The 25,170-nt window shown below is 67.9% G+C and carries 23 protein-coding genes; 5 read left to right on the forward strand and 18 right to left on the reverse strand.

Going from position 1 to position 25,170, the window contains the following annotated elements:
- Positions 1-22: 22 nt before the first annotated feature.
- The 10 genes from OLX02_RS12040 to OLX02_RS12085 form a co-directional block, all read right to left on the reverse strand.
- On the reverse strand, positions 23-955 hold the full coding sequence (locus OLX02_RS12040; RefSeq protein WP_264423139.1) for an ABC transporter substrate-binding protein: 933 nt from the start codon (positions 953-955) through the stop codon (positions 23-25).
- Between the two features lies 1 nt (position 956).
- Positions 957-1,811, reverse strand: coding sequence for a TauD/TfdA dioxygenase family protein (locus OLX02_RS12045; RefSeq protein WP_264423141.1), 855 nt, complete (start codon positions 1,809-1,811; stop codon positions 957-959).
- A gap of 17 nt (positions 1,812-1,828) precedes the next feature.
- Positions 1,829-3,163, reverse strand: a complete 1,335-nt coding sequence (locus tag OLX02_RS12050; protein WP_413630223.1) for an LLM class flavin-dependent oxidoreductase — start codon at positions 3,161-3,163, stop codon at positions 1,829-1,831.
- 87 nt (positions 3,164-3,250) lie between these two features.
- Positions 3,251-4,576 (reverse strand): dicarboxylate/amino acid:cation symporter, encoded by a 1,326-nt coding sequence (locus OLX02_RS12055; RefSeq protein WP_264423143.1) that lies wholly within the window; start codon positions 4,574-4,576, stop codon positions 3,251-3,253.
- A 131-nt stretch (positions 4,577-4,707) separates the two neighbouring features.
- The gene (locus OLX02_RS12060) at positions 4,708-5,520 is read right to left on the reverse strand and encodes a class II aldolase/adducin family protein (RefSeq protein ID WP_264423144.1); all 813 of its coding nucleotides are present in this window, start codon (positions 5,518-5,520) and stop codon (positions 4,708-4,710) included.
- Positions 5,521-5,534: 14 nt separating this feature from the next.
- The gene (locus OLX02_RS12065; protein ID WP_264423145.1) at positions 5,535-6,623 is read right to left on the reverse strand and encodes an LLM class flavin-dependent oxidoreductase; all 1,089 of its coding nucleotides are present in this window, start codon (positions 6,621-6,623) and stop codon (positions 5,535-5,537) included.
- Positions 6,624-6,652: 29 nt separating this feature from the next.
- Entirely contained in the window at positions 6,653-7,885 is a 1,233-nt protein-coding gene (locus OLX02_RS12070) for a rhodanese-like domain-containing protein (protein ID WP_264423147.1), read from the reverse strand.
- Positions 7,882-8,505 carry a cysteine dioxygenase gene (locus OLX02_RS12075; protein ID WP_264423149.1) on the reverse strand — a complete coding sequence of 208 codons (624 nt, stop codon included), beginning with the start codon at positions 8,503-8,505 and terminating at the stop codon, positions 7,882-7,884. Before OLX02_RS12075 ends, OLX02_RS12070 begins: the two co-directional genes overlap by 4 nt.
- Entirely contained in the window at positions 8,502-9,296 is a 795-nt protein-coding gene (locus OLX02_RS12080) for an ABC transporter ATP-binding protein (RefSeq protein ID WP_264423150.1), read from the reverse strand. Before OLX02_RS12080 ends, OLX02_RS12075 begins: the two co-directional genes overlap by 4 nt.
- A gap of 26 nt (positions 9,297-9,322) precedes the next feature.
- The gene (locus OLX02_RS12085) at positions 9,323-10,093 is read right to left on the reverse strand and encodes an ABC transporter permease (protein ID WP_264423151.1); all 771 of its coding nucleotides are present in this window, start codon (positions 10,091-10,093) and stop codon (positions 9,323-9,325) included.
- Positions 10,094-10,394: 301 nt separating this feature from the next.
- On the opposite strand from OLX02_RS12085, the gene OLX02_RS12090 reads away from it, so the two are divergent.
- Both OLX02_RS12090 and OLX02_RS12095 read left to right on the forward strand, forming a co-directional pair.
- A complete protein-coding gene (locus tag OLX02_RS12090; protein WP_264423153.1) occupies positions 10,395-11,228 on the forward strand; it encodes a LysR substrate-binding domain-containing protein in 834 nt (277 codons plus the stop codon).
- Positions 11,229-11,357: 129 nt separating this feature from the next.
- The gene (locus tag OLX02_RS12095) at positions 11,358-12,023 is read left to right on the forward strand and encodes a peroxiredoxin-like family protein (RefSeq protein ID WP_264423155.1); all 666 of its coding nucleotides are present in this window, start codon (positions 11,358-11,360) and stop codon (positions 12,021-12,023) included.
- Positions 12,024-12,102: 79 nt separating this feature from the next.
- Here OLX02_RS12095 and OLX02_RS12100 read toward each other — a convergent pair whose 3' ends face one another.
- The 3 genes from OLX02_RS12100 to OLX02_RS12110 are packed head-to-tail and all read right to left on the reverse strand — an operon-like array spanning position 12,103 to position 15,277.
- The gene (locus OLX02_RS12100; RefSeq protein ID WP_264423157.1) at positions 12,103-13,053 is read right to left on the reverse strand and encodes an NAD(P)-dependent oxidoreductase; all 951 of its coding nucleotides are present in this window, start codon (positions 13,051-13,053) and stop codon (positions 12,103-12,105) included.
- Positions 13,050-14,255: an acyl-CoA dehydrogenase family protein gene (locus OLX02_RS12105; RefSeq protein WP_264423159.1), complete on the reverse strand. Its 1,206-nt coding sequence runs from the start codon at positions 14,253-14,255 to the stop codon at positions 13,050-13,052. The genes OLX02_RS12100 and OLX02_RS12105 overlap by 4 nt, the downstream gene beginning before the upstream one ends.
- A 2-nt stretch (positions 14,256-14,257) precedes the next feature.
- Positions 14,258-15,277, reverse strand: a complete 1,020-nt coding sequence (locus OLX02_RS12110) for an ABC transporter substrate-binding protein (RefSeq protein ID WP_264423162.1) — start codon at positions 15,275-15,277, stop codon at positions 14,258-14,260.
- 243 nt (positions 15,278-15,520) lie between these two features.
- Here OLX02_RS12110 and OLX02_RS12115 point away from each other — a divergent pair, with 243 nt between their 5' ends.
- Positions 15,521-16,105 (forward strand): nitroreductase family protein, encoded by a 585-nt coding sequence (locus OLX02_RS12115; protein ID WP_264423164.1) that lies wholly within the window; start codon positions 15,521-15,523, stop codon positions 16,103-16,105.
- A 37-nt stretch (positions 16,106-16,142) separates the two neighbouring features.
- On the opposite strand, the gene epsC is transcribed toward OLX02_RS12115, so the two are convergent.
- From epsC to OLX02_RS12140, 5 genes are all read right to left on the reverse strand, one after another.
- Entirely contained in the window at positions 16,143-17,099 is a 957-nt protein-coding gene (gene epsC, locus OLX02_RS12120; RefSeq protein WP_264423166.1) for a serine O-acetyltransferase EpsC, read from the reverse strand.
- A gap of 97 nt (positions 17,100-17,196) precedes the next feature.
- Positions 17,197-17,697: a RidA family protein gene (locus tag OLX02_RS12125; protein WP_264423168.1), complete on the reverse strand. Its 501-nt coding sequence runs from the start codon at positions 17,695-17,697 to the stop codon at positions 17,197-17,199.
- A gap of 65 nt (positions 17,698-17,762) precedes the next feature.
- Entirely contained in the window at positions 17,763-20,324 is a 2,562-nt protein-coding gene (locus OLX02_RS12130) for a TonB-dependent receptor plug domain-containing protein (protein WP_264423170.1), read from the reverse strand.
- A 148-nt stretch (positions 20,325-20,472) separates the two neighbouring features.
- Positions 20,473-21,870, reverse strand: a complete 1,398-nt coding sequence (locus tag OLX02_RS12135) for an FAD/NAD(P)-binding protein (RefSeq protein WP_264423172.1) — start codon at positions 21,868-21,870, stop codon at positions 20,473-20,475.
- A 79-nt stretch (positions 21,871-21,949) separates the two neighbouring features.
- On the reverse strand, positions 21,950-22,876 hold the full coding sequence (locus OLX02_RS12140) for a LysR family transcriptional regulator (RefSeq protein ID WP_264423174.1): 927 nt from the start codon (positions 22,874-22,876) through the stop codon (positions 21,950-21,952).
- A gap of 207 nt (positions 22,877-23,083) precedes the next feature.
- Between OLX02_RS12140 and OLX02_RS12145 the strand changes: the two genes are divergently transcribed.
- A complete protein-coding gene (locus OLX02_RS12145) occupies positions 23,084-24,958 on the forward strand; it encodes an FUSC family protein (protein WP_264423175.1) in 1,875 nt (624 codons plus the stop codon).
- A complete protein-coding gene (locus tag OLX02_RS12150; RefSeq protein ID WP_264423177.1) occupies positions 24,955-25,167 on the forward strand; it encodes a DUF1656 domain-containing protein in 213 nt (70 codons plus the stop codon). The genes OLX02_RS12145 and OLX02_RS12150 overlap by 4 nt, the downstream gene beginning before the upstream one ends.
- Positions 25,168-25,170 lie beyond the last annotated feature (3 nt).

Here is a 25,170-nt window from a genome sequence, read left to right on the forward strand (position 1 = left end):
CGAATAAGCGCAGCCCACCCGATCAGATCGGCGCGAAGGCGTCCGTTATCGGTCGCCGCGTCGTGAATTCGCCGGCGTTGCGGAACGTATCCAGGATCACCTGCTGCCGGGCGATCAGGCCGGCGTCGATGGCGGCGCGGCGCCGACGGTTCTGCCGGACAGTCACCTGCGCAATCGGAAGCGGCAGGCCGGTTTCGCCCGAGAGGATGCGGGCATAGTCATCGACATGGGCATTGGCCCATTCGAGCGCCTTCGCCTCGCGCTGGAGGAAGTCCGCCAGGATCGCGCGCTTGCCGGCAATCGCGCTCTCGCTGGCGACATCGAAGCCAATGCCTGGCGAGAAGTCGCGGCCGTCCACCACGATCCGCGCGCCCTCCGCCATGGCCACCGCGGTGTAGGGCGCCCAGGTCGACCAGCCATCGATGGCCCCTGTCTGCAACGCGGCACGGGAATCGCTGGGATTGAGGAAGGTGAGCCGGACCGCGTCGGGCGGCAGGCCGGCGGCAGCAAGCGCGCGCAGCACGAGATAGTGCCCGATACTGCCGCGCGTCGTCGCCACGCGCTTGCCCACCAGATCGCGGATCGAGTGCACCGGGGAATTGCCGCTCACGACCAGGGCCAGCGCCCCAGCCTCTCGCGCCTCCGACTGGGTGGCTGCGACTGCGCGCGCCGGGCTGCCGCTCTGGTAGGCGAACTGGAACGGCGCGTCGCCGACCAGCCCCACGTCGACCGCATCGCTGCCCAGCGCTTCGAGCAGGTTCTGCGCGGCGGGGAAATCGGACCATTCGACCTTGTAGGGCGCGCCGTCGAGCGCTCGGGCCGCGAGCATCAGCGCCTTGGTGCCGCCCTTCTGGCTGCCCACGCGCAAGGTATCGGCCCCTCCCCCGCCCCGACCGCACGCGGCAAGGACGAGGAAGGCGCCGGACGTCAGGATGGCGTGACGTCGGGACAACATCTCAGAGATCGGCCCACAGGGGCTCGTCCTCGATCAAGATGCGGTGGAGTTCGCGCGGGAAATTGCCGTAGTTGCGCACCGCGTAATGCACCGCCGCGCGGTTGTCCCAGAACGCCACCGAGTTCTTGCGCCAGCTGAACCGCACCTGCAATTCGGGCCGCTTGTACTGGCGCAGGATCTCATCGAGCAGCGCCTTGCTCTCGGCCAGTTCGAGCCCCAGGATCTGCGGCTGCTGCGAGAAATTGACCCACAGGATCTTCTGTCCGGTTTCCCGGTGCGTGCGCACGATCGGATGCGCCACGATGGGATATTCGCGGCCCACCGCCTTCAGCGCTCCCAGGAAATTATGCGTGACGTGCAGCCCTTCCAGCCGCGCCTTCAGATCGTCGGACAGCGCGTCGTAGGCCAGGTTCGCATCGACCCACACCGTGTCTCCGCCCACTTCCGGCAGGGTGATGTCGCGCAGCACCGCGCCCCAGGTCGGAACAAGCCGCCAGCTGGTGTCGGTGTGATAGGCATCGCCCGAATCCAGCACCGCCTTGAAGCGTTCGCCATATTCGCGGTCGTCCACCGCCGCGATCGAATGAACCGGCGTGAGGTTGCTCTGATGCTTGGTCGTGGGGTGGGTATAGAGCGGGCCGAACTGCCCGGCGAAGGCTGCGTGCTGCTCGTTGGTGAGCGGCTGGTCGCGGAAGAAGATCACCTTGTATTTCAGCACGGCAGCGCGGATCGCCTCGCGCTGGGCGTCGGTGATCGGCTTCGAGATGTCGATGCCCGAAACTTCGGCGCCGATGGTGGGCTGGAGCGGCCTGATGTCGAGGCCGGCGGTTGCCGTGTCGATTGCTGTGGTGGCCATGGAACCTGCTCCTCGCCTCAAGCCGCGTCGCGCTGGAGGCGCGCGGCGGTGTTGCGGTTGACCGGAACGTCCAGGCCGAGCGTCTCGCGGAAGGTCGTGCCCGGATAGTCCGTCTTGTAGATCCCCCGCTGCTGGAGGATCGGCACGACGTGATCGACGAAGACTTCAAGCTGGCCGGGCAGGCTCTCGAACAGGTTGAACCCGTCCGAACCGCGCTGTTCGAGCCAGAGCTGGAAGCGGTCCGCGATCTGTTCGGGCGTGCCCACGAAGTTGCCGCGCGGCGTCGCATGGCGCAGCGCGATCTCGCGCAGCGTCAGCCCGTCGTCGGCCAGCGCCAGCACACGCGCCGACTGGCTCTGGTTCGACTTGAGCCCTTCGGCAGCGACGTCACGCGGGAACGGGGCGTCGGGATCGTAGACGCTGAAGTTGTGGTCGTTGAAGCTGCGGCCCAGCGAGCGCAATGCGTTCTCCAGATTCACCAGCGATGCCAGTTCGTGATACTTCGCCTCGGCCTCCTCCTCGGTCGAGCCGATCACCGGCCGCGCGCCGGGAACGATGAAGACCTTTTCCGGATCGCGGCCAAAGCCCTTCACGCGGGCCTTGAGGTCGGCATAGAACGCCTGCCCTTCGGCCAGATCGTCCTGATGGGTGAAGATCGCCTCGGCGTGTTTCGCGGCGAAGTTGCGGCCATCCTCGGATGAACCCGCCTGGAAGATCACAGGCTGCCCTTGCGCGCTGCGCGAGATGTTGAGCGGCCCCTTGACCGAGAGGAACTCGCCCTTGTGGTTCAGCTCGTGCAGCTTGTCGGCATCGAGGAACTGGCCGCTGTCCTTGTCGCGGACCAGCGCGTCGTCCTCCCAGCTGTCCCACAACCCCTTCGCCACATCGAGATATTCCTCGGCAAGGCGATAGCGGACGTCGTGCGCGAGATGCTCTTCCTTGCCGAAATTGGCCGCGCTGCCTTCCAGCCAGCTCGTCACCACGTTCCAGCCGGCACGCCCCCCGCTGAGATGGTCGAGCGAGGCGAACTGGCGGGCAAGGTTGTACGGCTCGGTGTAGGCCACGGTGGCCGTGCCGACGAGACCGATATGGTCGGTCACCGCCGCCAGCGCGGACAGGATGGTCAGCGGCTCGAAACGGTTGAGGTAGTGCGGGCTGGACCGCGCATTGATCGAGACGCTGTCGGCCACGAACAGGTAGTCGAACTTGCCCCGCTCCGCCACGAGCGCCTGCCGCTTGTAGAAGGCAAGGCTGGTGCTGGCATCGACCTGCGCGTCGGGATGGCGCCAGTCGTCCCAGCCGGGGCCAACGCCGTGAAGGATGAAACCGAGCCGCAGCTGGCGTTTGGACATGATACCCTCCTGAATGTCGTCAGGGGAAAGTGGCATCGCGCCGGCCCGCCAGCCATCGCGGATGGCTGATAGCAGTTCGAGTAATGCTCAAGCGGCCACGGGTTCTCCCGCATCGGCGGAATCGTAGGCGGCAAGGTCCAGTATCCCCTCGCGCCGGGCCACGATCACCGGCACCAGCGCCTGCCCCGCCACGTTGACCGCCGTGCGTCCCATGTCGAGGATCGGATCGATGGCCAGCAGCAGCCCCACGCCTTCGAGCGGCAGGCCGAGCGTGGACAGCGTGAGCGTGAGCATCACCGTCGCGCCTGTCACGCCCGCGGTCGCCGCCGAACCAAGTACCGAGACGAGCGCGATCAGCAGATAGTCGATCCCGCCCAGCGGGATATGGTAGAACTGCGCCACGAAAATCGCGGACAGCGCCGGATAGACCGCCGCGCAGCCGTCCATCTTGGTTGTCGCGCCCACCGGCACAGCGAACGCGGCATAGGCGGCGGGCACGCCCAGCCGGTCGGTCACCACCGCTTCGGTGACGGGCAGCGCCGCCACCGACGAGCGGGAGACGAAGGCCAGTTCGATCGCGGGCCAGGCCTTGCGGAAATAACGCGACGGCCTGAGGCCATGCGCCTTCAGCAGCAGCGGGTAGACGACGAAAAGCACGAGCCCGAGGCCAAGGTAGAGCGCCAGCGCGAAACGGCCGATACCGAACAGCGTGTCCCAGCCATACTTCACCACCGCGTTGCCGATCAGCCCTGCGGTGCCGATCGGCGCCAGCTTGACCACCCAGGCCAGCAGCTTGCGGATCACCGCCAGCAGCGTGTCGGCCCCCTTCAGGAACGCCTCTCCCGCCTCGCCGCTGCGCAGTGCAGCGAAGCCGAGCGCCAGCCCGATGACCACGAGTTGCAGGACGTTGAAGCTGAGCGAAGTCTTGGCCGCGTCGCCGTCCAGCTCTGTGCTGGCGGCCAGCGCGAGGAAGTTGGACGGGATCAGCCCTTTCAGGAAATCGAGCCAGCTGCCCACGCTATGCGGCGGCGCGGCGGCGCTCGCGGGCACGGCGGTGCCGACGCCGGGCTGGAAGACCAGCCCCAGCGCGATGCCGATGGACACCGCGATCAGCGCCGTGATGGCGAACCACAGCACCGTCTGCCCCGCCAGCCGCGCAGCGTTGTTGAGCGCCCGCAGCCGCCCGATGGAGGCGATGATTGCGGTCAGCACCAGCGGCGGCACCAGCGCCTTGAGCAACTGGACGAAGCTGGACCCGACCAACGCGAGCGTGACCGCCAGCCCATTTGGCTGGTCGGCCCCCGCCGGACCAAGCGCGCGGGCGACGAGGCCCAGCGCCAGCCCGGCCACCATGCCGAGCGCGATATGAAAGCCGAAGCGGGATTTGCGCGGTGAGGAGGAAGCGGAAGTCATCGGGCAGGATCGCCTTGCCGGTTGTCTGCGGGAACGGACCGAAACGCCAAGACCGGCCCATGCGCGTTACTGCGCAGGGCCGGCCGGGACGTCGGGCGGGAGGAGTGAGGGACCGCCTCGCCGTCTTTGGATCAGCTGTCGAAGCCCGGAAGCGTGCGGGCCACCTTGCGCAGCACCGCTTCCCAGGCGAGCTGGTCGTGCGGCTTGCGGCCTTCGCTGGCGACGGCAGCGCGCGGGCGCTGCTCCAGCTGGCGCAGCGCTTCGTCCTGCGCCTCCTGCGGGGCGATCAGCACGTGGTCGCGCCCACCCGCCAGTGCGGCGACTTGCGCCGAGCAGGCTTCTTCCAGCTGGTAGATGCCGCTCCATGCCTCGCCCGGGGTGCTGCCGAGCGCGAGCGTGCCGTGGTTGCGCAGCAGCATCAGCTTGCGGTCGCCAAGGTCGGCCTGAAGCCGCTCGCGTTCGTCGAGGTTGAGCGCGACGCCTTCATAGTCGTGATAGGCCAGTCGCGGGATGATGTAGAGCGCGCGCTGCGAAACCGGCAGCAATCCTTCGGCATGGGCCGAGGCGCCCATGCCGTCGCGGGTATGGAAATGCGCGATCCAGTGGGCATCCTCGCGCACGGCGTGGATCGCCGAATGGATCACGTATCCGGCATAGTTGATGCCATAGGCGCTTTCCCCGATCACGTTGCCGTCGAGGTCCACCTTGACCAGGCTCGACGCGGTGATCTCGTCGAAGGTCAGCCCGAACGGGTTGATCAGGAAGTGATGGTCCGGCCCCGGCACGCGCGCCGAGATGTGCGTGTAGAGGAAGTCGTCGTAATCGTGGATCGCCGCGATCCGGTAAAAGGCGGCAAGATCGACACGAACCTGCCATTCGGCTTCGCTGATGCCGTCGGGGCGGATTTCGTCAGAGACGCGCGGGCGTTCAAGAACAGTGGCCATGTGCGGGGTTCCTTTCAGCTTGCGAGTGCGACCGGACGGCCGTCGCGCTCGGCGACCCTGGCCTTCACCAGCGGGATCAGGTGTTCACCATAAGCGATTGAATCGGCGAGCGGATCGAAACCACGAATGAGGAAGTGATCGATGCCGATGTCATAGTATTCGAGCATCGCGTCGGCGACCTGCTCGGGCGTGCCGACCAGGCCGGTGCTGTTGCCCTGCGCGCCGGTCAGCGCGGCAACGCCGGTCCAGAGCCGGCCATCGCGGCGATTGGTGGCAGCGGTTTCCAGCAGGCGGAGCGAACCGGCGTTCGGCGGGCGGTGGCCGCTGGTGGGCAGGCCCGCCGCTTCACGCGCGGCGCGCACCTGATCCTCGATCTCGCCGGCCTTCTTCCACGCCGCTTCCTCGGTATCCGCGATCACCGGGCGCAGCGAGAGCGAGAAGCCGGGCGAACGGCCATAGCGCGCCGCCGACTGGCGCACCTGGCGCAGCGAGTCCCCCACCTGCTCCAGCGTTTCGCCCCACAGCGCGTAGACGTCCGCGTGACGCCCGGCGACGTCGATCGCTTCGGGCGAGGAGCCGCCGAAGAACACCGGAAGGTTGTCCGGCTTCACCGCGCTGAAGCCCTGGCGCACTTCGTAGAAGCGGCCCTTGTGGTCGAACGGGCGCGCGGCGGTCCATTCCTGCTTCACGATGTCGAGGTATTCGTCGGTGCGGGCGTAGCGCTGGGCCTTGTCCGGCCCCACATCGCCGTCGCGCGCCATTTCCTCGTCCGCCCCGCCGGTGATGATGTGGACCGCGATGCGCCCGCCCGAAAGCTGGTCCAGCGTGGCAAGCTGGCGCGCCGCCAGCGTGGGCTGCGTGAAGCCGGGCCGGTGCGCGACGAGGAAGCCGAGCGTCTCGGTGATCGCGGCGGCGTGGGCTGCGACGATCTGGCTTTCCGGGGTGTTCGAGCCGAACGGGATCAGCACGCGGTCGAAGCCGCCCTTTTCCTGCGCCCGGGCCGCCGCGTCGACATAGTCGCGGTCGAGGATGCGGCTGCGCGCACCCGCGTGGATTTCGGAACTGTTGTTGAAGCCGATGTATCCGATGAACTTGACGGGCATGGCGATGACCCTTTCTGGATCGCGTGTGTTCAGATGACGAAGAAGCCGTGGGTGCCGTCGCGGCGGAGCTGCTCGACGAGGCCGAATTCCCAATCGAGGTAGGCCTGCATCGCGGCGGCGGCGTTGTCGGTGCCCTCGTAGGGGCGCTTGTAGCGGCCCTCGGGACCACGCGGCGCCGGGGCGCCGTCGCTGCCGGTTTCGAGCGCGGGGCCCTGCGGCCATTCAACCACCGCGACCTCCCAGCCGAGCTGGGCAAGCCACGAGGCAGTCATGTCCGCGCGCGGCCCCAGATCGTCGGCCAGCACGATGCGTGCGCCGCGCACCGGGGCGAAATGATCGGTTTCCTGTACCAGCTGCCCGCCCTGGGCATTGCGGAAGCCCGGCAGGTGGCCTGCGGCGAAGTCTTCCGGCAGCCGCACGTCGTATCGGTAGAGCGTGCGCGCCGCGTCGGCTTGAAGATGGGCCAGCTCATCCAGCGTGATGCGGCGGACGCCCGCGCGATAGGCAACGTCGCGCGCCTTCTCGCGCGCTTCGTCAACGAACTCGCCGTCGGGACGCGGCGCGCGGCGCTGCTGGCCGGTCTCCAGCCCCTGCCCCGCCAGCGTCCAGCCGATCGTGCCGTTGCGCAGCGCATAGATGCGGTTGGGCAGCCCCGCGTTGATCAGCGACTGCGTGCCGATGATGCTGCGCGTGCGGCCGGCGCAGTTGACGATGATCGTGGTGTCGGGATCGGGGGCCACCGCCCGCGCGCGCAGCACCAGCTCGGCGCCGGGCGTGCTCACCCCGCCGGGAATGCTCATCGTGGCGTATTCGTCGAACCGGCGCGCATCGAGAATGGCGATGTCAGCCTTTTCGTCGATCAGCGCCTGCACGTCGGGCGCGGGCAGCGACGGCGTGTGGCGACGATGCTCGACCAGTTCGCCGAACGCCTTGGAGTAGCTGTTGACGTCCTCGAACAGTTCGAAACCCGCAGCGCGCCAGCCGTCCAGCCCGCCCTCGAGCACATCGTTGTGGCTGAACCCCAGCGCACGCAATTGCGCGGCAGCCGGCTCGGCCAAGCCCTCGCCGGCATCGTAGACGACCACGCGGGCGTCGCTGCGCGGAATGCGCCAGCGCGCCTCGGCCTCGATCCGGCGCGCCGGGATCTGCGCGGCAAACAACGGGTGGCCTCGCGCGAAATCTGCCTCCTCGCGCACGTCGATCAGCGCGATTTCCTCGCGCGCGAGCAGAGCCTTGCGAATATCGTGAGCGGTCGTGGTCATGAGCGGGTCGATCGGTCCCAGAGGTTGGGCACGGCGGTGTTGGCGTAGCCGGAGACGAAGCGCTTGGCCTTGCCATCAAGGGCATACGTCGCGCGTTCGACCGCGCCGATGTTCGCGCCGTAGACGTGAATGGAAATCGAGGGATGCCGGGATTCGGCATTGGAAACGCGGTGGATGTCGCCGATGCGCGGGCTGACCGCCTCGACTTCGCCTTCATGCAGCACCTCGGCCGGCCCGGCCGCGCGGAGGCTGCCATCGGGCTGGCGCTCGAAGCGTTCGGACAGTTCGCTGCCGCGCAGCACGCCGACCAGGCCCCAGGTGCGGTGATCGTGGATCGGCGTGCCCTGCCCCGGCCCCCACACGAACGACACGACGCTGAAGCGCTCGCGGCTGTCGCAATGGAGCAGGTATTGCCGGTAACGATCCGGATCGGGCTGCGCGTATTCGACCGGCAGCCAGTCATCCTGGGAGACGAGCCGCGACAGCAGCTTGGAGCCGCTTTCGAGGATTTCGCGCTCGTCGCGGGTGCTGGCCAGCAGCTCGGCGAAGCTGGTGACGAAACCGCGCAGGCGCGCGATCCCGGCACCCGCCACCGCCGGCGGAGCGGTGAGCGCGTTCATGCCGGAATTCCGTGCGGAAAGGGTATCACGCCATCCGCCCGGGCGGTGCCGTCCAGGATCTGGAGGAACTTTTCGCGATAGGGGCGCGCCAGTTCGCCGCGCTCGCCGCGCGGAATGGAGATCCGGTCCTGCGCCGCAATGCGCCCTTCGTCGAGCACGAGGATGCGATCGGCCAGCGCCACCGCCTCGTCCACGTCATGCGTGACCATCAGCACCGCAGGGCGATGCGCACGCCACAGGTCGAGCACCAGATCGTGCATCCTGATCCGCGTCAGCGCGTCCAGCGCAGCGAAAGGCTCGTCCAGCAGCAGCAGGCTCGGCTCGCGCACCAGGGCACGCGCCAGCGCCACGCGCTGCGCCTCGCCGCCGGACAGCGTCAGCGGCCAGGCGTCCATGCGGTGGCCCAGGCCCACTTCGCGCAGCGCGGCTTCGGCGCGCTGGCGCACGTCAGGCCCCCGCAGGCCGAGCGCGACATTGCGCCACACCTTCTTCCACGGCAGCAGGCGCGCATCCTGAAACACCACGGCGCGCGAGGTGGGCACGGTCACGTCCTGCCCGTCGGTGCCGTCCAGTCCTGCCAGCGTGCGCAGCAGCGTGGTCTTGCCCGAACCGGAGCGCCCCAGCAGCGCAACGAATTCACCGGGCGCAATGTCGAGGTTGAGATCGTGGATGATCGTGTTTTCGCCGAAGCGGCGGGTGAAGCCGCGCAGCCGGACGACCGGGGGCTCGCCGTGGAGCGGGGCAAGGCCCACCGGCGCGGCATCGGAGAGGAAGTTGAGACGTGCGTCCATGTCGTTTCTCCGCAAGAATGCTGGGGTCAGGCTTCGACCAGGCTGGGGCGCCAGACGAGGGCGCGGCGCTCGACGGTGCGGACCAGCCAGTCGGCGGCAAGGCCCAGAACGGCGTAGACCATGAGGCAGACAACGATGATGTCGGTCCGCATGAAGTCACGGGCATTGTTGATGAGGTAGCCCAGCCCCGCCGAAGCGTTGATCTGCTCGGCCACCACCAGCACCAGGATCGAGATCGACAGCGAATAACGCAGGCCCACCAGCAGCGACGGAAGCGCGCCAGGCAGGATCACGTGCCACACCTGCTCGGCACGGCTGAGGCCGAAGCTGCGCGCCCCTTCGAGCAGGCGCAGGTCCACGCCCCGGATGCCGCTGTAGAGGTTGAGATAGACCGGGAACATCGACGCGAAGGCGATCAGCGCCACCTTGGGCGTCTCGCCGATGCCGAACCACACAATGAACAGCGGCGTCAGCGCCAGCGTGGGAATGGTGCGCTTGATCTGCATGAGCGGGTCGATCGCCGCTTCGCCCTTGCGCGAAAGGCCTGCGGTCAGCGCGAGGACAACGCCGACGATAACGCCGATGGCAAGCCCGGTCAGCGCGCGGCCGAACGAAACGGCGAGATTGGACGGGAGTTCGCCCGAAACGACCATCCCGAACAATGTGCCCGCGACTTCGGACGGGGCGGCCAGCGTGCGCTCCGGAATGACGCCGGTGCGCGAGCCGGCCTCCCACGCTGCGAGCAGCGCCAGGGGGCTGAACCAACGGCTGTTAACGATCTTGCCGACGACGGACATATGCGATTCCCGCTTCTGGGAGGAAGGTGCACAAAGTCCGGATTAAACTCTACCAACGCAATTGAGTATTGTTCACGACCTATCAGGAAGCCTCATAACCCGCGGTCCTGCGTGGGTTCCTGGCGGCAGACCGTGCCCCGACCGGGCCATTGCGAGGGGAATGCCCGCAGGAACGGTTTGCTTTACAGGTGTAAATGTCTACTATTTTGATTGATAAACTGAGATGCCCTAGACGGCATTCTCCATTTGCCGGCGGACCACCGCAGCAAGATCCCACCCTTCCTCTACCGATGGTGCCATCATGCCGGTCAATCTGCCGACCAATCTCCTCCGCAGTTTCGTTGCGATCGTCGACACGGGCTCGATGCTCAACGCATCGGAAAAGGTGTTCGTTACGCAATCCGCGCTGAGCCTTCAGATCAAGCGGCTGGAAGAGCTGCTCCAGCAATCGCTGTTCCATCGCGACGGCCGGCGCCTGACGCTGACGTCCGCCGGAGAACTGATGCTCGATTATTCACGCAAGGTGCTGACGCTCCACGACGAAGCGGTGGCCGCTGTCACTGCGGGCCAGTTCTCCGGGCCGGCGCGGATCGGCATGGTTCAGGACTTTGCCGAGATGCTGTTGTCGGGAATGCTCGCCCAGTTCGCCGAACTCCACCCCGAAGCGCAGATCTATTCGCGCATTGCGGGAACGGCGGACCTGCTCGGTCTGCTGGAGCGCCGCCAGCTCGACATCGTGCTCGGCTTCGCCGCACCCAACGATCCGGCCGCGGTCGCGCAGGCGCCGATGGCCTGGTATGGCGACCCTGCGCTGGCGAGCCGCGAGACGATCCCGCTCGCCGTGCTCGAACAGCCGTGCCGGTTTCGCGAAGCCGCGATCCGCGCGCTGGAGGACGCGGGCCGCAGCTTCCGCATCACGGTCGAAACGCCCAATCTCACCACGTTGCGCGCCGCCGTGCAGGCGGGACTTGGCGTCACCTGCCGGACGCACCTGTTCCTGCGCGACGAACCGATCAAGGACGCGGGGCTGCCGGCCCTTCCGCAGGTGTCGTGCATCCTCCAGACGGCCAATGCGCTCGACACCGCGACCCAGCGTCTGGCCGACCTGACACGGGAAACCGTCGCCGCGCTCTGACCGTTCGTTCGGCCAGCCTTCGGGCTGTCGTATGACAAACACTCATCGCCGCCGCCGCGCTTCTCGTTATCGGGGGCGCGGCGCTCGTCCTACCGCTGATCATCCCTAGACAGCGAAAGGACGACCCCGATGACCACGAGGAGCCTGGCCGACCGATTTGCCGAGCTTCAGGCCGAGCGCGAACGCACCTGGCCGGCCGAGCAGCTTGCCAAGAACACGGCACAGCGCCGCGTTCTGGTCGAGCGCTTCAACCGCGAAGAGCGCCCCGGTGCCGGCGACCGGATCGATCCGTTCACGCTGATCGATGCAGACGGCAACCAAGTTTCCAGCCAGCAGATTCTCGCGAACGGGCCGGTGGTGCTGGTGTTCTTCCGCTTCGGCGGCTGCCCGGCGTGCAACATCGCGCTGCCCTATTACGACGAGACGCTGTGGCCTGCCCTTACCGCCGCCGGCGTTCCGCTGCTGGCCGTGAGCGCGCAGATCCCCGTCGACAAGGGACCGACCGAACGCCACGGACTGCGGTTCCCGACCTATTCCGATCCCGACTACACGCTGGGCCGGCGCCTGGGGCTGACTTTCCTGCCCGAAGACCAGCCCCCAGTGCAGCCCGGCCAGCCGTGGATCGGCGCCACGCTCGGCACGCACAGCTACGAAATCACCGAGCCTGCGGTAATCGTGATCGAGCCGGACCACACCATCCGCTTCATCGACGCCAGCCCCGACTGGCTCACCCGGACCGAGGCCGAAGCTGTGCTGGCCCACGTGCCCGAAGCCGCGACCGCGCCAGTGGCCTGAACGACACCTAAAGGCACCTGAAGACACACGAAGGGGGCGAGCCGCGCAGCTCGCCCCCTTTTCCGTCCCTCGAAACGGATCAATATCCGCGGTCGCGCAGCACCACGTCGGTGGGCTTCTGTCCGCTGGCGAAGCGGGTCAGGTCCCCCAGGATCTTGGTGAGCAACTTACCCCGCGCAAGGGTGTAGTTGGACGAAATGTGGGGTGTGAGCCTCACCCTGGGATGCACATAGAGCGGGTGCCCTTCGGGCAGCGGCTCGGGATCGGTCACGTCGAGCGTGGCGAAGGCGAGGCGGCCGGAATCGAGCGCTTCCAGCAGCGCCTCCTGATCGACCACCGACCCGCGCGCAACGTTGATGAGGTGCGCGCCGGGCTTGATCCGGGCCAACAGGTCCCGGCCCAGCAGGTGCCGTGTTTCGGGCGTGGCGGGCACCGCCACCACGATATGATCCGCCTCGCGCACCACATCGGCCACGTGATCGCGCAATTCCACGCCGATCATGCCGAGCGCCCCGGCCGAGCTGCGCCGGACGGCGAGCACGCGCGCGCCGAGCGCGGCGGCGCGGCGGGCGACGGCGGTGCCGATGGCGCCGAGGCCGATCACGCCCACGGTGCTGCCATTGACCTGGCCCAGCGGGCGATAGAGCCATTCGGCCGGCGAATGGACCGCCGCTTCGGCAAGGTCCTTGGCCTGCCGGTAGATCGCGGCGATGACATAGTCCGCGATCTCCTCCGAAGCGGTGCCGCGCGCGCACGACACGATCGGCGCATCAAGCAGCCACGACGGATAGAAATCGATGCCCACCGAAGCGCTGCACACCCAGCGCAGGCGGCCGGGCCACAGCCCCGGCGGCGCGGCACTGCGCGCCTCGCGCCAGCTGGGCGTGGGCCGCACCACCAGCACGTCGGCCTCGCGCGCGACGCGCCAGGGTTCATCGTCCGGCACGGCCATCACCTTGGGCCGCGCCGGGTGACGCGCGATTTCCTCGTTCATCGCGCCTTCGAGCTGGCTGGCGACGACGATGGTCATTGCGCCGCCCCTTCGCTCAGCGCCGCGCGCCCGGCCGCGACCAGCACGGTATCGGCTTGGGGCGAATGGATGCGGCTGCACAGCACGTCGCGATAGTGACGTTCGAGCGGGTTGCGGCGGCTGATGCCGGGATTGCCGGTCAGTTCCAGCCCGATCTCGACTGCGCGAATGGCATTGGCATTGGCGACGTGCTTGACCAGATTGGCCTGCACCCCATCGGGCACCCGGCCCGCGTCCGCCGCCGCGGCGGCCTGATCAATCAGCACGCGGTTGGCCAGCAGCAGCCCCTCGATCTCGCCCACCTTTTCCTGCACGCGCGGCAGGCTCGCCAGCGGCGCGCCAAGGTTCGCCGGCACGCGGTCGTTGAGATAGCGCACCAGCCAGTCGCGCGCGGCCTGCGCCACGCCGTCATAGATCGTCGCGATGGCGAACGCGTTCCACAGCCCGGCACGGTTGTCGTCGCCGGGGCGCGGCGCCCATTCCTCGGGAGAGCGCACATCGACCGCGTGGTCGCCCGGCGTCGGCGTGTCGGCAAAGACGACCCGGTGGCTGACCGTGGCCCGCATTCCAAGGTGGTCCCATTCCGGCTCGATGGTGATCCCCGCGCTGTCCGGGCGGACCAGGAACGTGCCGACGCGCGGGGTTTCCTCGTCGGTGCGCGCCCAGACGGCGAACCAGTCGAGGCCGCTCGATCCGGTGGAATAGATCTTTTCCCCGCTGATCGACCAGCCATCGGCGGTGCGGCGCGCGATGGTCTTGGGCAGGCCGCCGCGCACAGGGGTGCCAAGTTCCGGCTCCACCCGGAAGGTGCCGATCAGGCCCCTGCCCTGCGCGGCTTCCTGCGCGAGACCTTCGTACAGCGCGCGGTTCCAGCGCTTGTTCTTGTCCGGCGCGGCGTGGAAGGCATAAGTCATGAACAGGATCAGCGCGGTCGAAGGTTCACCCTTGGCCACCGCGCCCAGCACTTTCAGAGCATCGACGAAACCGGCCCCGCCGCCGCCGAGCCGCGGTTCTACGGTCAGCCCGATCAGGCCCTCGCGCGCCAGGACATCGAACGCCTCGCGCGGGAAGCGCGGGGTGCGGTCATAGTCCTCGGCCAGTTCGGCAAGCTCGGCCGTCAGCGCGGCAAGCCGCGCGTCGGACAGCGCCGGAAGCGCGGCGGCAAGCGGGGCAACGGGAGAAGCGATGGGCACGCTGGCCATGGTCAGGCCTCCTTGAGCACGTGATTGAACGTGGTGTTCCACAGGGGACGAACATCGACGCGGCGGGGCAACAGGCCCGCGCCGGTGAAGACATCGGCGACTTCCTGCTGCGAGCGGATCGCCTCCTCGCTCACCGGGCGCAGGCTGAAATTGTCGCTCTTGCGGCGAAACTGGTCCTCGACATCGGCAACCGGCACGCCGATCTCCTTCGCCACGATCCGCGCCCATTCGGGCTGGTTGGCCGCCGCCCAGGCATAGCCCTTGCGCGTGAGGCGCAAGTAACGGCCGATCCAGTCGGCCCGCACCGGGTCGGCAATCGCATCGTTGTGCGCGGTGATGATGTAGTTGCCCGAAAGAAAGCCCAGCGCGGTGGAAAGGATGCGCGCGCCATCGTTGGCCACCGCCCGCTGGATGGGAAAGCCGTAGATCGCCCAGGCATCGAGCGCCCCGTGCGAGAAAGCCGCCGCGCCGTCGGCCACGCTCATGGCCACCGGGGTGATGTCGGCCCAGCTAAGACCCACCGACTTCAGCATCTTGATGAGAAAGTACTGCGTGGTCGTGGCGCGCACATAGCCCACGCGCTTGCCCTTGAGATCGGCAAGGCTGGCGATGCGCGATCCCTTGGGAACAAGCACGACCTGGTTGTTCACGTCGCCGTGATAGACCCCGATCTCGCGGAAGCTCTGGACGGTGGAGGCGGCGGCGAACACGGGCGGAATCTCGCTCATGCCGCCAAAATCGAGCGCGCCCGAATTGAGCGCCTCGACCACCAGATGACCGGATTCGAACTCGGACCAGGCGACCGGAAAATCGGGAGTCAGGCCCGCCGCGGCGAACAGCAGCCGATTATCCGCCTCGCCCTTGCCGGTGATCGATACCCGCAAGGCCTCTGCCTTGCCCGCCCGGGCACCGCACCCCGCGAGCAGGGCCGCGCCGCCGAGCGCGGCGGCACCGCACAACAGGCCGCGACGCGAAATGCCGGAAACAGAAGCCGTCCTTGCGGAAGGCACGGGGTCGATCATCTGCGAAGCTCGCTCGTCTGCCCGCCGGCACAACCGCCGACTTCTCAACCATATTGATAGAGATTCGGCACGGCAAACAAGAATATCCTTCTCGCTTATGAACTTCGCCAATGCGACCAATGCCCGCGCCAAAACGTATCGCCATCACTCATGGCCTCATGAGTGATCCTCGTTTGGTGCAGGCACCGCCGGCCACATAGCGCTGGCGCCAAAGTTCATCCGTTTTCTGAGGAGTCCCGTTCAATGACCCGCACCACCGACCGTGCCGTCTCCCCGCAGTTCCTGGCCCGATGGTCGCCGCGCGCATTCGACGGGTCAGCGGTCGACGAGGGCGACCTGCTGACGCTGTTCGATGCCGCGCGCTGGGCGCCTTCGGCCTACAATTACCAGCCGTGGCGCTTCGTTTGGGCACAGCGCGACGATGCGGGCTGGAACGACCTGCTGGGTCTGCTGCTGCCGTTCAACGCGGCCTGGGCGCGTGAGGCCGGGGCGCTGGTGTTCGTGCTGTCGGACCGCCAGATCCTCGCGCCCGGCGCCAGCGAGCCGCAGGAAGCGACGACCGCCAGCTTCGATGCCGGCGCCGCATGGGCATTGCTGGCGCTTCAGGCCGAAACGCTGGGGCTGGCGACTCATGCCATGGCCGGTTTCGACCATGCCCGGGCGCCGGAAGTGCTGGGCGCGGGCGACCGTTTCAAGGTGGAAGCGGCCATTGCCATCGGTCGGCGCGGCGACAAGGCGCAGCTGCCCGAAACCCTGCAGGCACGCGAAGTGCCCAGCCCGCGCAAGGACGTGCACGAGTTCGCCTTCGCCGCCCGCCTGCCGGGCTGACGCGCCCACCGGACTGACGTCAGCTCCGGCGCTGACGTCAGTCGAAGGGGTCGGCGGCCTCGATGCTGATGCTCGGCTGCGTCTGCCGCACCCGGCTTCCGGGCGGCACAGAGCGGGTGAGCCAGACATTTCCGCCGATCACCGATCCCTTGCCGATTGTGATCCGCCCCAGCACGGTGGCGCCGGCATAGATCGTGACGTCATCCTCGATGATCGGATGGCGCGGCTCATCCTTGATCAGCCGACCTTGCTCGTCGGTGCTGAAGCTGCGCGCGCCCAGCGTGACGGCCTGGTAGATCCGCACCCGGTCTCCGATGATCGCGGTCTGGCCGATGACCACGCCGGTGCCATGATCGATGAAAAAGCTCTCGCCGATCCGGGCGCCGGGGTGAATGTCGATCCCGGTGCGCGAATGCGCGATCTCGGCAATGATCCGCGCGACGAGCGGGGCGCCCAGGACATAGAGTTCGTGCGCGATGCGGTGGTGGATCACCGCGGTGACGCAAGGGTAGCACAGCAGCACTTCGTCCACGCTGCGCGCCGCCGGGTCGCCATCGTAGGCGGCCTCCAGATCGGTATCGAGCAGGCGGCGGATTTCCGGCAGGCGGCGGGCCAGCTCGTCGGCGATGGCCGTCACCGCGCGTTCGATGGCCGGGGAGCCGCGTTCGGGACGGCTGTAATGCAGTTCCATCCGCACTTGCGCCGCCAGAAGCGGCAGCGCCGACTGGAGGCTGGCGCGGACGAAAGCGTCCTCGTTCTCCACGGCGAGGTCGGGCGGTCCGAGCCGCAATGGGAACAGCGCCGCGGCAAGCACGTCGATGATCCGCGACACCGCGTGGCGCGAGGGAAAGCCCAGCGCGCCGAACTCGGCATGGCGGTCCTGCTCGCCCCTCCACGCATCGCGCACGGCGCGCAAGGACGCGACCACGGGCTCAAGATCGAACGGCGCATCCTCATTCGCGGCCTGCTCGTTCGCGGCTTGCGGCTCCCCCACTACGGCTCCCCTTTCGGCGCGCTCCCATGCACGAAAAAGCGCGCCTGTCGCTTGAGGAATCGCAATATGATGTCAAGCGCGCGTCAAGGTGCGCGCCTCATTTGGCGCGGGCGGCGGTCGCCTCGATCTCGACCAGGAAGCCGGGGCTGACCAGCGCGGCGACCTGCACCGTCGAGCGCGCCACCTTGTTAGGCTGCGTAGCGGTTCCGAAGAACTGCCCATAGGCTTCTGAAAATCCTGCGAAGTCCAGCTTTCCACCCTTTGCCGGATCGCCTGCGAGAAACACCGTGAGCTTGACCACGTCGGACAGCGAATAGCCCTGCTCCTTGAGCAGCGCTTCGATCTTGCGGAACACGCCGATCGACTGGGTGCGGGTGTCGCCATAGGCGGCGGGGCTTGCCGGATCGGCGGCGGCATCGACCACCGGGGGCACCTGCCCGCTGAGGTACAGCGTTTCTGCGCCGGCCGGAACGGTCACGCCCGACAGGATCGGCGCGTTGGCCGCGGGCGCAGGGTGGCGGACGATGGTGCCGGCGGCGGCAGCGGGCGTGGCCAGGCCCGCCAGCAGCACGAACGGGAGAAATGCACTTCTTTTCATGATGATATCCTTTGATGCTGACAGGAAATCGGGGCGGCGAACGCACGCCGCCCCGGAGGAAAGCGTCAGAACTTCACCGACACGCGGCCGTAGTAGTAGCCGCCGTTGATGCCATAGGGCGACAGCGTGATCGGCGCGTCGATCACCACGCCGCCCGTGACAGGCGAGGTCGTGCCCGGAATGAACGGCACGTTGGGCGGGCGCTTGTCGAACAGGTTGTTCGCGCCAATCGCCAGCGTGACCGTGTCATTCACGGTCGCGCGCGCCTCAAGATCGACAATGAACGCAGCGGGGACGCGCTGGTCGTAGTAGGTACCGCCGTTGGGCGACGCGCGGTTGCTGGTCACGCCGTAGAGCGTGCCGCGCAAGGTGGCCCCGAACGCGCCGGCCGAGACGTCCGCGCCGCTCACCAGCTTGACGCGCGGCGACGCGGTTTCGAGGTTCGACAGTGCGGTCTGGTCGAACAGCGCGATCGGACCCGAAGCGCCGGCAGGGGTCAGGCTGGCGGGCGCGGCGCGGACGCGGGTGATGCGCGTTTCGTTCCAGGTGCCGGAAAGCGTCCAGTTGATCTTGCCCCACTCGAATTCGGTGAGATAGCTGGCCACCAGATCGACGCCGCGGGTGCGGGTGTCCGCGCCGTTGGTGAAGATGTTGATGCCGGTGAGGCTGACCGTGGGATCGAGCACGTTGCCATTCGCGGCAATGGCCTTGGTCACCACCGGGAAGTTGACCGCGCCGCCCGAACCGAAGATCGATCCGGTGCCAAGAATGCGGTCCTTGACCTTGACCTGGAAGGCATCGAGCGTGACCGTAAGGCGCGGTGCAGGCCGGAACACGAAGCCCAGGCTGTAGTTGGTCGAGGTTTCCGGCCGCAGGTTCTGGAACCCGATCAGCTTCGCCGCCGCCGAGTTGGCGGGCAGCTGGATGAAGGCCGAGGTCGGCGAGACGTTCGTTGCCGAATAGTAGCCTTCCGCCAGCGTGGGAGCGCGGAAACCGGTCGAAACCGTGCCGCGCACCGCCACCGCCTCGCTGAAATCGTAGCGGCCGGTGGCCTTCCACGTCGCCTTCGAGCCGAAGTCCGAATAGTGCTCGTAACGGACTGCGCCGTCGAGGCTGAAGCCCTTCACCGGCTCCAGCGCCACGTCGACATAGGCCGAGGCGTTGTTGCGGCTGTGGCTGCCCGCGTCCGACGGACGGAAGCCGGGATAGGACTGGCCGCCCTCCTTGTAGATCGAGCCGGCATCACCCGCGCCGATCTCGTAGACGTTCTTCTTGTATTCGCCGCCGAAGGCCAGCGTGACGGGGCTGGCAAGACCGGCCTCGAACGTCTTGGTGAAATCGGCGTTGAGCGTCCACTCGGTGTTGCGGAACAGCCCGTCGTAGAAGTCCGTGGGCGAGAAGTGGGTGTCGATGAACAGCGAGCGATTGGCGGAATCGAGCGTGTAGATCAGGTTCTTGTCCTGCCCCCAGGTGCCCGAGAGATCGAACGTGAACCCGCCGAGATCGCCGCGCACGCCGCCGGTGATCGAGTAGTCATCCTCACGCAGGCCGATGCGCGGCACGAAGCCGTTGGACGGGGTGTCGCCGCCCGGATCGAACACGATCGAACCCGGCGCGCCCAGGGTGCCCGCCACGCCCAGCACCGACGAAGCGACGATGCGATCGGGCAGGCGCACGTTCTCGCGCGCGCTGGCGATGCGCTTCGACCAGCTGCCGAAGCTGTAGGCCGTGACGCCGCCGCCCAGATCGTAGCCGAAGTTGTACTGGAGGTTGGTCAGGTTGGAGTGGGCATCGCCCATGATCGGATTGACATAAGGAAAGCCGGGGATGTTCTTGTAAAGCGACTGCTTTGCGGGACTGAGGCTGGACAGGAGGTTGCCCGAGGCGTCGGTCACGCGCAGGTCCAGCCCGCCCACCTGGGTGAAATCGTGGTAGCGGTGGAACAGCGAGAGGTTGAGGAAGCCGGCCTTGCCCACCTTGACACCAAGGTTGGCGGAAGCGCCCAGCGTCTCGCCGCCGGTCTTGTAGTTCTGGCCGGCCGTGGCCTGGAACTCGCCGCCTTCGGCATCGTCCTTGAGGATGATGTTGATGACGCCGGCAATCGCGTCCGAGCCGTATTGCGCCGCGGCGCCCTGCTCCAGCACTTCGATCCGCTTGATCGCGATGGGCGCGATCAGATCAAGGTCCGCTGCCGCCGAACCCTGGTAGGGACCGCCGACGACCGACAGGTTGGCCGTGCCATGCCGGCGCTTGCCGTTGACGAGGACCAGCGTGTGGTTGGGGCTGAGACCGCGCAGGCGGGCGGAAAGCGTGAGGTTCGCGGCATCGCCGCCGAACGGCTGGGCGCTGAACGAAGGCACCAGCTGGGTCAGCACCTGGTTGAGATTGGGCTGGCCGACCTTTGACAGCGCGGTATCGTCGAGCACCTTGATCGGCGTGGGGCTGTCGGCCTGGGTAAGGCCGGAGACGCGCGTACCGGTGACGATGATGGCGCTGCCCGCGCCGCCATCGGCGTCGGCGGCAGCTTCCGGAGCCGCGGTCGGGGACTGGGCAGATACGGGCGAGACGGCGAGCGGGACAAGCGCGAGCGCGGTACCTGCACGGACGAGATGACGAATGCGGATCATGTTCCCCCCTAGGATCGACGGCTGTTGCCGTGACGGTTCGGCAGCTGCGCCTGAACCGGCGAAAGGCAGGGGTAACGAGAATCTCTACTTAATTAATCGAGTTATCATTATCGTCTTGCAAGTTATCGTCATGATGAGAAATGTTCGCTTACACCGTTGAGCGATGGCAATGTCTGGGCGCAGCCTGGGTTGCTGCCAGCACGCGGGCCAGATCCCACACCTGATGGCGGATATCGGGCACGGCTACGATTTCCCATGCCGCGCCGCGCGTCAGGGGGCCGACGGCATGCAGCGCGCGGTGCGGCGTGCCTGCGGCGTCGCGCACCCGCCACGCGGAATCCACGTCCAGCCCGAGGCGGTGGGTATCGCTGCGCGCCATGCCGCGTTCGAGCAGGCGGCGCAGGAGCCGGTCCGGCCCCTGCGCGATATCCCCTTCCGGCCCGACGCAGGCGATGGCTCGCGCCACCTCCAGCACTTCATCCTGCCCCGTCCCTCGCGGCCGCCAGATGACCGACAGTCCACCGGCTGCGGGTTCGGCAGACCGCAGGCGCCCACCAAGAAAACGCAGCCGCCCTTCCCGTTCGAGCCCGGCGATGCGCGCGGCAACCGTGGGGGCGAGGCGGTGGCGATGGACATCCCACCACGGGCGGAGATGGCGCAGGATCCGCGCCTGCCCGGCCGTGTCATGGGCCTGCCACAGCGCGCGGGTGTGTGGCCGAAGCTCGTCCACCGCGACGCGCCAGCCCACCTCCCGCGCGCGCTGCCGCACGCTGCGGACCAGCGCGCTGCCCAGTTGCGCCGGACAGGGCACGCGCCGGATCGGCACCACCGCGACATCGTGGCTGCGCGGCCGCAAACCCCGGCGGGAAAGCGCATGGATGACGCCGCGATGCCCCGCGCGATCGAGCGAGAGGATAACGTCGACGGCGGAAAGGCCGGTGCCGACCAACAGCACCGGGGCATCGGGCGCCAGACCGTCAATCGCGCCCGGCTGCCAGGGATCGGCCACGGCGAGCGCCGGCGGCAGGCCGGCCAGCGGCGCGGGCAGGCGCGGCGGCAGGTTGCCCTGCGCCAGCACCACCGAACGGCCATGGATGTGGCGGCCATCCGCCAGCACGACGGACTGCACGGCGTTGCCGATCAGCACATCGATCGCGTGGCCCGTGCAGATCCGGAGGAGACGCCCCGCCCGGCCCAAAGCATCGAGCAGCAGCGAGCGCAGGTATTGCCCATAGGCAAGGCGCGGCACGAAACGATGGGCCTGGTCGTTGGTGGAAAATCCCATCCAGCGCAGGAAGTGCGCCGGATCGTCGGGAAAGGCGCTCATGTTGGCAGCGCGGACATTGAGCAGATGCTCGGGCCGGGCGGTGCCGAATGCCAGCCCTTTTGCCAGTCCGGCCTGATCGCGTTCCACCAGCACGACCGCCTGCCCCTGCCGAACGAGATTGATCGCCAGCAGCGTGCCGGAGAACCCCGCGCCGATGATGATGACGGGAAGATCAGAAATGACGGGAGGTTCCGGAGACGAAACCGCAACGGACGACATGACGCGGAACAAGCTCCTGCAAACGTCCGTCATTTTAGCCGCGCCGCGCGGCGCTGTCGCTTGAATGCCCCTCAAGCCCTTATGAGCGCTGGTCACCCCCGACGTGGTCGGCGGGCGCCTGCTGCTGCGCCAGTTCGCGCATGATGCTGCTGCGCGCGTGGGCGATGCGAGGGTGGCGCAAGGCGCTGGGCTGGCAGACGATGAAGTAGGAATTGATGGGCAGCGAGACCGGCGCGGGGATCTCGGCCAGGTCGCCGCGCTCGATCTGCGCGCGGCACAGATAGTCAGGCAACGCGGTCCAGCCGAAGCCCTGTTCCAGCATCCGGCGCAGCCCGCGCAAATCCTGCCCGATCAGCGCAGGGATCACCGGGCGGGTGGTCAGCCGGTTCTGGGCCAGCCATTCATCGACCAGCAGCCGCTCGAAGTGGTAGGCCAGCACCGGCTCGGCCGCGAGTGCTTCGGCCAGATCCGGCCCCGCCATGATCCGCTGCGCGACAGCCGGCGAAGCCACCGCGCGGATCGCCTGCTCATAGACGCATTCGCTGCGCAGGCGGCGGTCCTCGAACGGATAGGCTGACAGGCCGAGATCGTAGTGCCCTTCGGCCAGATTGTGGCGGATCTCCTCGCGGTCGCCCGTCTGGAGGCGGATATGCATCCCTTCGCGCAGCAGAGGAAGCAGGCGCGGGGCGAGCACTTCGGCGAGGAAATCGCCGTGGCCGATGATCCGCACTCCCCCGGTCATGTCGGTGGAGCGGGCGCGGGCGGCGGCCAGCGCGGCTTCGGCCACGTCGAGCCCGTCACCGAGGTTGGCGGCGAGATCCTCCGCGGCGGCGGTCGGCATCACGCCGCGCGCGTGGCGCTCGAATAGCGGACGCCCGACGGCCGACTCGAGCGCGGCGATATGCTGCGACACCGCCGGCTGCGTGAGCGAGAGGTTGCGCGCCGCCCCGCTGATCGACCGCTGGCGGAAAACCTCGATGAAAGTGCGCAAATGCTGGAGCGACATGGTGCATGCCATAATGGATTTTATGGGCGCCCTCCACTACACTTGTTTTCGCGCGCAGGGCCAAGGCGATAGGATGGACAATCACTTCCCTTTCCATGCCTCGATGATGCTGACGATCTCCATGATCGGGCGGCCACGCGCTGCCCTTCCCTTTCCGGTCCGCTCCTCGTCAGCGAGAGTCGCGCGCCGCGCGTCGGGGAGGCGTGCGTGAGCGTCCTCACGCTGGATTCGCTGGCCTATTCGGCCAAGTGCATGGTCGCGGCCATCGCGGCGCTGGGGATCAGCCTCGCCATCGGGCTGCCCATGCCGTTCTGGGCCATGACCACGGCCTATCTCATCAGCAGCCCGCTTTCGGGCGCGACCCGGTCGAAGGCGATCTATCGCTTCCTCGGCACGCTGATCGGCGCGGCGGTGGCGGTCGCGCTGGTTCCGATGCTGGTCGGCTGGCCGGAACTGCTGAGCATCGCGCTGGCGCTGTGGGTGGGCGGATGCCTCGCCGTGTCCCTGCTCGACCGCTCGCCGCGCTCCTACGTGCTGATGCTGGCGGGCTATACGGCCACGCTGATCGCGTTTCCCAGCGTGGAGCGGCCCGAGGCGATCTTCGACCTTGCCGCCGCGCGCGTGACCGAGATCGGGCTGGGCATCGCCTGCTCTACGGTTGTCCACAGCGTGTTCTGGCCGCGATCGGTGGCCGATGTGCTCGGTCCCCGGCTGCGTTCGTGGCTGGCGGACGCGCGGACCTGGCGCGACGATATCGTCACGGGCGTGCGCCCGCCCGCGACCGACCACGACCGCCACCGCCTCGCCTCCGACGCGGTGGAATGTGCGCTGCTGGCAACGCATGTGCCGTTCGACACCTCGCACTGGCGCGAGGCGAGCGGCACGGTCCAGGCCCTGCTGCGCCGGATGCTGCTGCTGCTGCCGCTGCTGTCGGGGCTTGGCGATCGCCGTGCGGCGCTGGAGAACGCAGAGGGCGCGTGGTCCGGGCTGCTGCAGGAAAGCTATGATGTCCGCGCGGCTGAATCCGCGGCGGCGCTGGACGAGTGCGACCGGTTGCTGGACCATCTGGATCATCTGGAAGGCCCCTCTCCGCTGCCGGCGGGCGAACTGGGTCGCGGCATCAAGCTGCACGCAGATCCCGGCATGGCGCTGCTGTCCGGCGCATCGGCGGCCCTCTCGATCGGCCTGTGCTGCATCATCTGGATTGCCACCGGCTGGGCCGACGGCGCCACGGCGGCGGCGATGATCGGGATTTTCTGCTGCCTGTTCGCCGCGCTCGACAATCCGGTGCCGGCGATCCTGCGCTTTGGCGCGGCGATCATCGCGGGCATTCCGCTGGCGGCGGTCTATCTCTTCGCGATCCTGCCGGCGATCGACGGCTTCGTACCGCTGGCGCTGGTGCTTTCGGTGCCGCTGCTCGTCATCGGGCTGTTCGTGAGCCATCCGCGCCACGCCCAGCCGGCTGTCGCCATGGTCATGGGATTTTGCAGCGCAATGGCGATTCAAGAGACTTACTCGGCAGACTTCGCGCGGTTTCTCAACACCAACCTTGGCCAGATCGTGGCAGTGGTGCTGGCCGCGGGCGTCACCGCAGGCCTGCGCACGATCGGCAGCGAGGCGGCGATCACCCGGCTCAACCGGCGGTTGATGAACGCCATCGCCGGACTTGCCAGCGCACGGACGCCGCCGGACCGCGATGCGACGCTGAGCCGCGCAACTGATCGCCTGGCACTGATCTCGGAACGGCTGGGCAGCGATTCCGGCCCGGCCGAGACGGGCCTGCGCGAAGTCCGGATCGCGCTCAACGTGGTCAGCATCCAGCACTTGCGTTTCGCCGCCGACCGCCGGCTGGGGCTGGCACTGGCGCGCGTGCTGCGCGATCTGGCGCGCTGGTTTGGCGCGCACGCGAAAGGCGAACCGCCTGACCGGCTGCTGGGCCGCCTCGATGCCGCGCTGCGCCTGACGCTGGGCGGCGAACCGGCTGGCGAAGCGACGCGGGCCGAAGGACGCGCCGCGCTCGTCGCCCTGCGCCGCAACCTGTTCCCGCAAGCCCTTCCCTTTGTTCCGGAGCCGGGCCGATGAATACCGAATATACCTTCGGCGACGTGTTCGTCGCGGCGCCGCCGGTCAATGCCGGGATAGCGCTGCTGATTGCGCTGGTGCTGCACCGCTTGCTGGTGGCGATCCGCTTCTATCGCTGGGTCTGGCACCCTGTATTGTTCGACACCGCGATGTTCGTCGCCATCTGGGCGCTGATGACGACCTGGCCGCTGCCCTTTCTTCACGGATGACCC

The organism is Novosphingobium sp. KCTC 2891 (genome assembly GCF_025938155.1).
Lineage (GTDB): Bacteria > Pseudomonadota > Alphaproteobacteria > Sphingomonadales > Sphingomonadaceae > Novosphingobium.

Excerpts from the sequence above, each read along its gene's own strand:
- OLX02_RS12110 (WP_264423162.1), bottom strand. The coding sequence starts at position 15,277 with ATGATCGACCCCGTGCCTTCCGCAAGGACGGCTTCTGTTTCCGGCATT.
- OLX02_RS12070 (WP_264423147.1), bottom strand. The coding sequence starts at position 7,885 with ATGACCACGACCGCTCACGATATTCGCAAGGCTCTGCTCGCGCGCGAG.
- OLX02_RS12040 (WP_264423139.1), bottom strand. The coding sequence starts at position 955 with ATGTTGTCCCGACGTCACGCCATCCTGACGTCCGGCGCCTTCCTCGTC.
- OLX02_RS12050 (WP_413630223.1), bottom strand. The coding sequence starts at position 3,163 with ATGTCCAAACGCCAGCTGCGGCTCGGTTTCATCCTTCACGGCGTTGGC.
- OLX02_RS12150 (WP_264423177.1), top strand. The coding sequence starts at position 24,955 with ATGAATACCGAATATACCTTCGGCGACGTGTTCGTCGCGGCGCCGCCG.
- OLX02_RS12135 (WP_264423172.1), bottom strand. The coding sequence starts at position 21,870 with ATGTCGTCCGTTGCGGTTTCGTCTCCGGAACCTCCCGTCATTTCTGAT.
- OLX02_RS12080 (WP_264423150.1), bottom strand. The coding sequence starts at position 9,296 with ATGGACGCACGTCTCAACTTCCTCTCCGATGCCGCGCCGGTGGGCCTT.
- OLX02_RS12095 (WP_264423155.1), top strand. The coding sequence starts at position 11,358 with ATGACCACGAGGAGCCTGGCCGACCGATTTGCCGAGCTTCAGGCCGAG.
- OLX02_RS12140 (WP_264423174.1), bottom strand. The coding sequence starts at position 22,876 with ATGTCGCTCCAGCATTTGCGCACTTTCATCGAGGTTTTCCGCCAGCGG.
- OLX02_RS12125 (WP_264423168.1), bottom strand. The coding sequence starts at position 17,697 with ATGAAAAGAAGTGCATTTCTCCCGTTCGTGCTGCTGGCGGGCCTGGCC.
- OLX02_RS12085 (WP_264423151.1), bottom strand. The coding sequence starts at position 10,093 with ATGTCCGTCGTCGGCAAGATCGTTAACAGCCGTTGGTTCAGCCCCCTG.
- OLX02_RS12045 (WP_264423141.1), bottom strand. The coding sequence starts at position 1,811 with ATGGCCACCACAGCAATCGACACGGCAACCGCCGGCCTCGACATCAGG.
- OLX02_RS12100 (WP_264423157.1), bottom strand. The coding sequence starts at position 13,053 with ATGACCATCGTCGTCGCCAGCCAGCTCGAAGGCGCGATGAACGAGGAA.
- OLX02_RS12065 (WP_264423145.1), bottom strand. The coding sequence starts at position 6,623 with ATGCCCGTCAAGTTCATCGGATACATCGGCTTCAACAACAGTTCCGAA.
- OLX02_RS12055 (WP_264423143.1), bottom strand. The coding sequence starts at position 4,576 with ATGACTTCCGCTTCCTCCTCACCGCGCAAATCCCGCTTCGGCTTTCAT.
- OLX02_RS12105 (WP_264423159.1), bottom strand. The coding sequence starts at position 14,255 with ATGGCCAGCGTGCCCATCGCTTCTCCCGTTGCCCCGCTTGCCGCCGCG.
- OLX02_RS12075 (WP_264423149.1), bottom strand. The coding sequence starts at position 8,505 with ATGAACGCGCTCACCGCTCCGCCGGCGGTGGCGGGTGCCGGGATCGCG.
- OLX02_RS12130 (WP_264423170.1), bottom strand. The coding sequence starts at position 20,324 with ATGATCCGCATTCGTCATCTCGTCCGTGCAGGTACCGCGCTCGCGCTT.
- OLX02_RS12115 (WP_264423164.1), top strand. The coding sequence starts at position 15,521 with ATGACCCGCACCACCGACCGTGCCGTCTCCCCGCAGTTCCTGGCCCGA.
- OLX02_RS12060 (WP_264423144.1), bottom strand. The coding sequence starts at position 5,520 with ATGGCCACTGTTCTTGAACGCCCGCGCGTCTCTGACGAAATCCGCCCC.
- OLX02_RS12090 (WP_264423153.1), top strand. The coding sequence starts at position 10,395 with ATGCCGGTCAATCTGCCGACCAATCTCCTCCGCAGTTTCGTTGCGATC.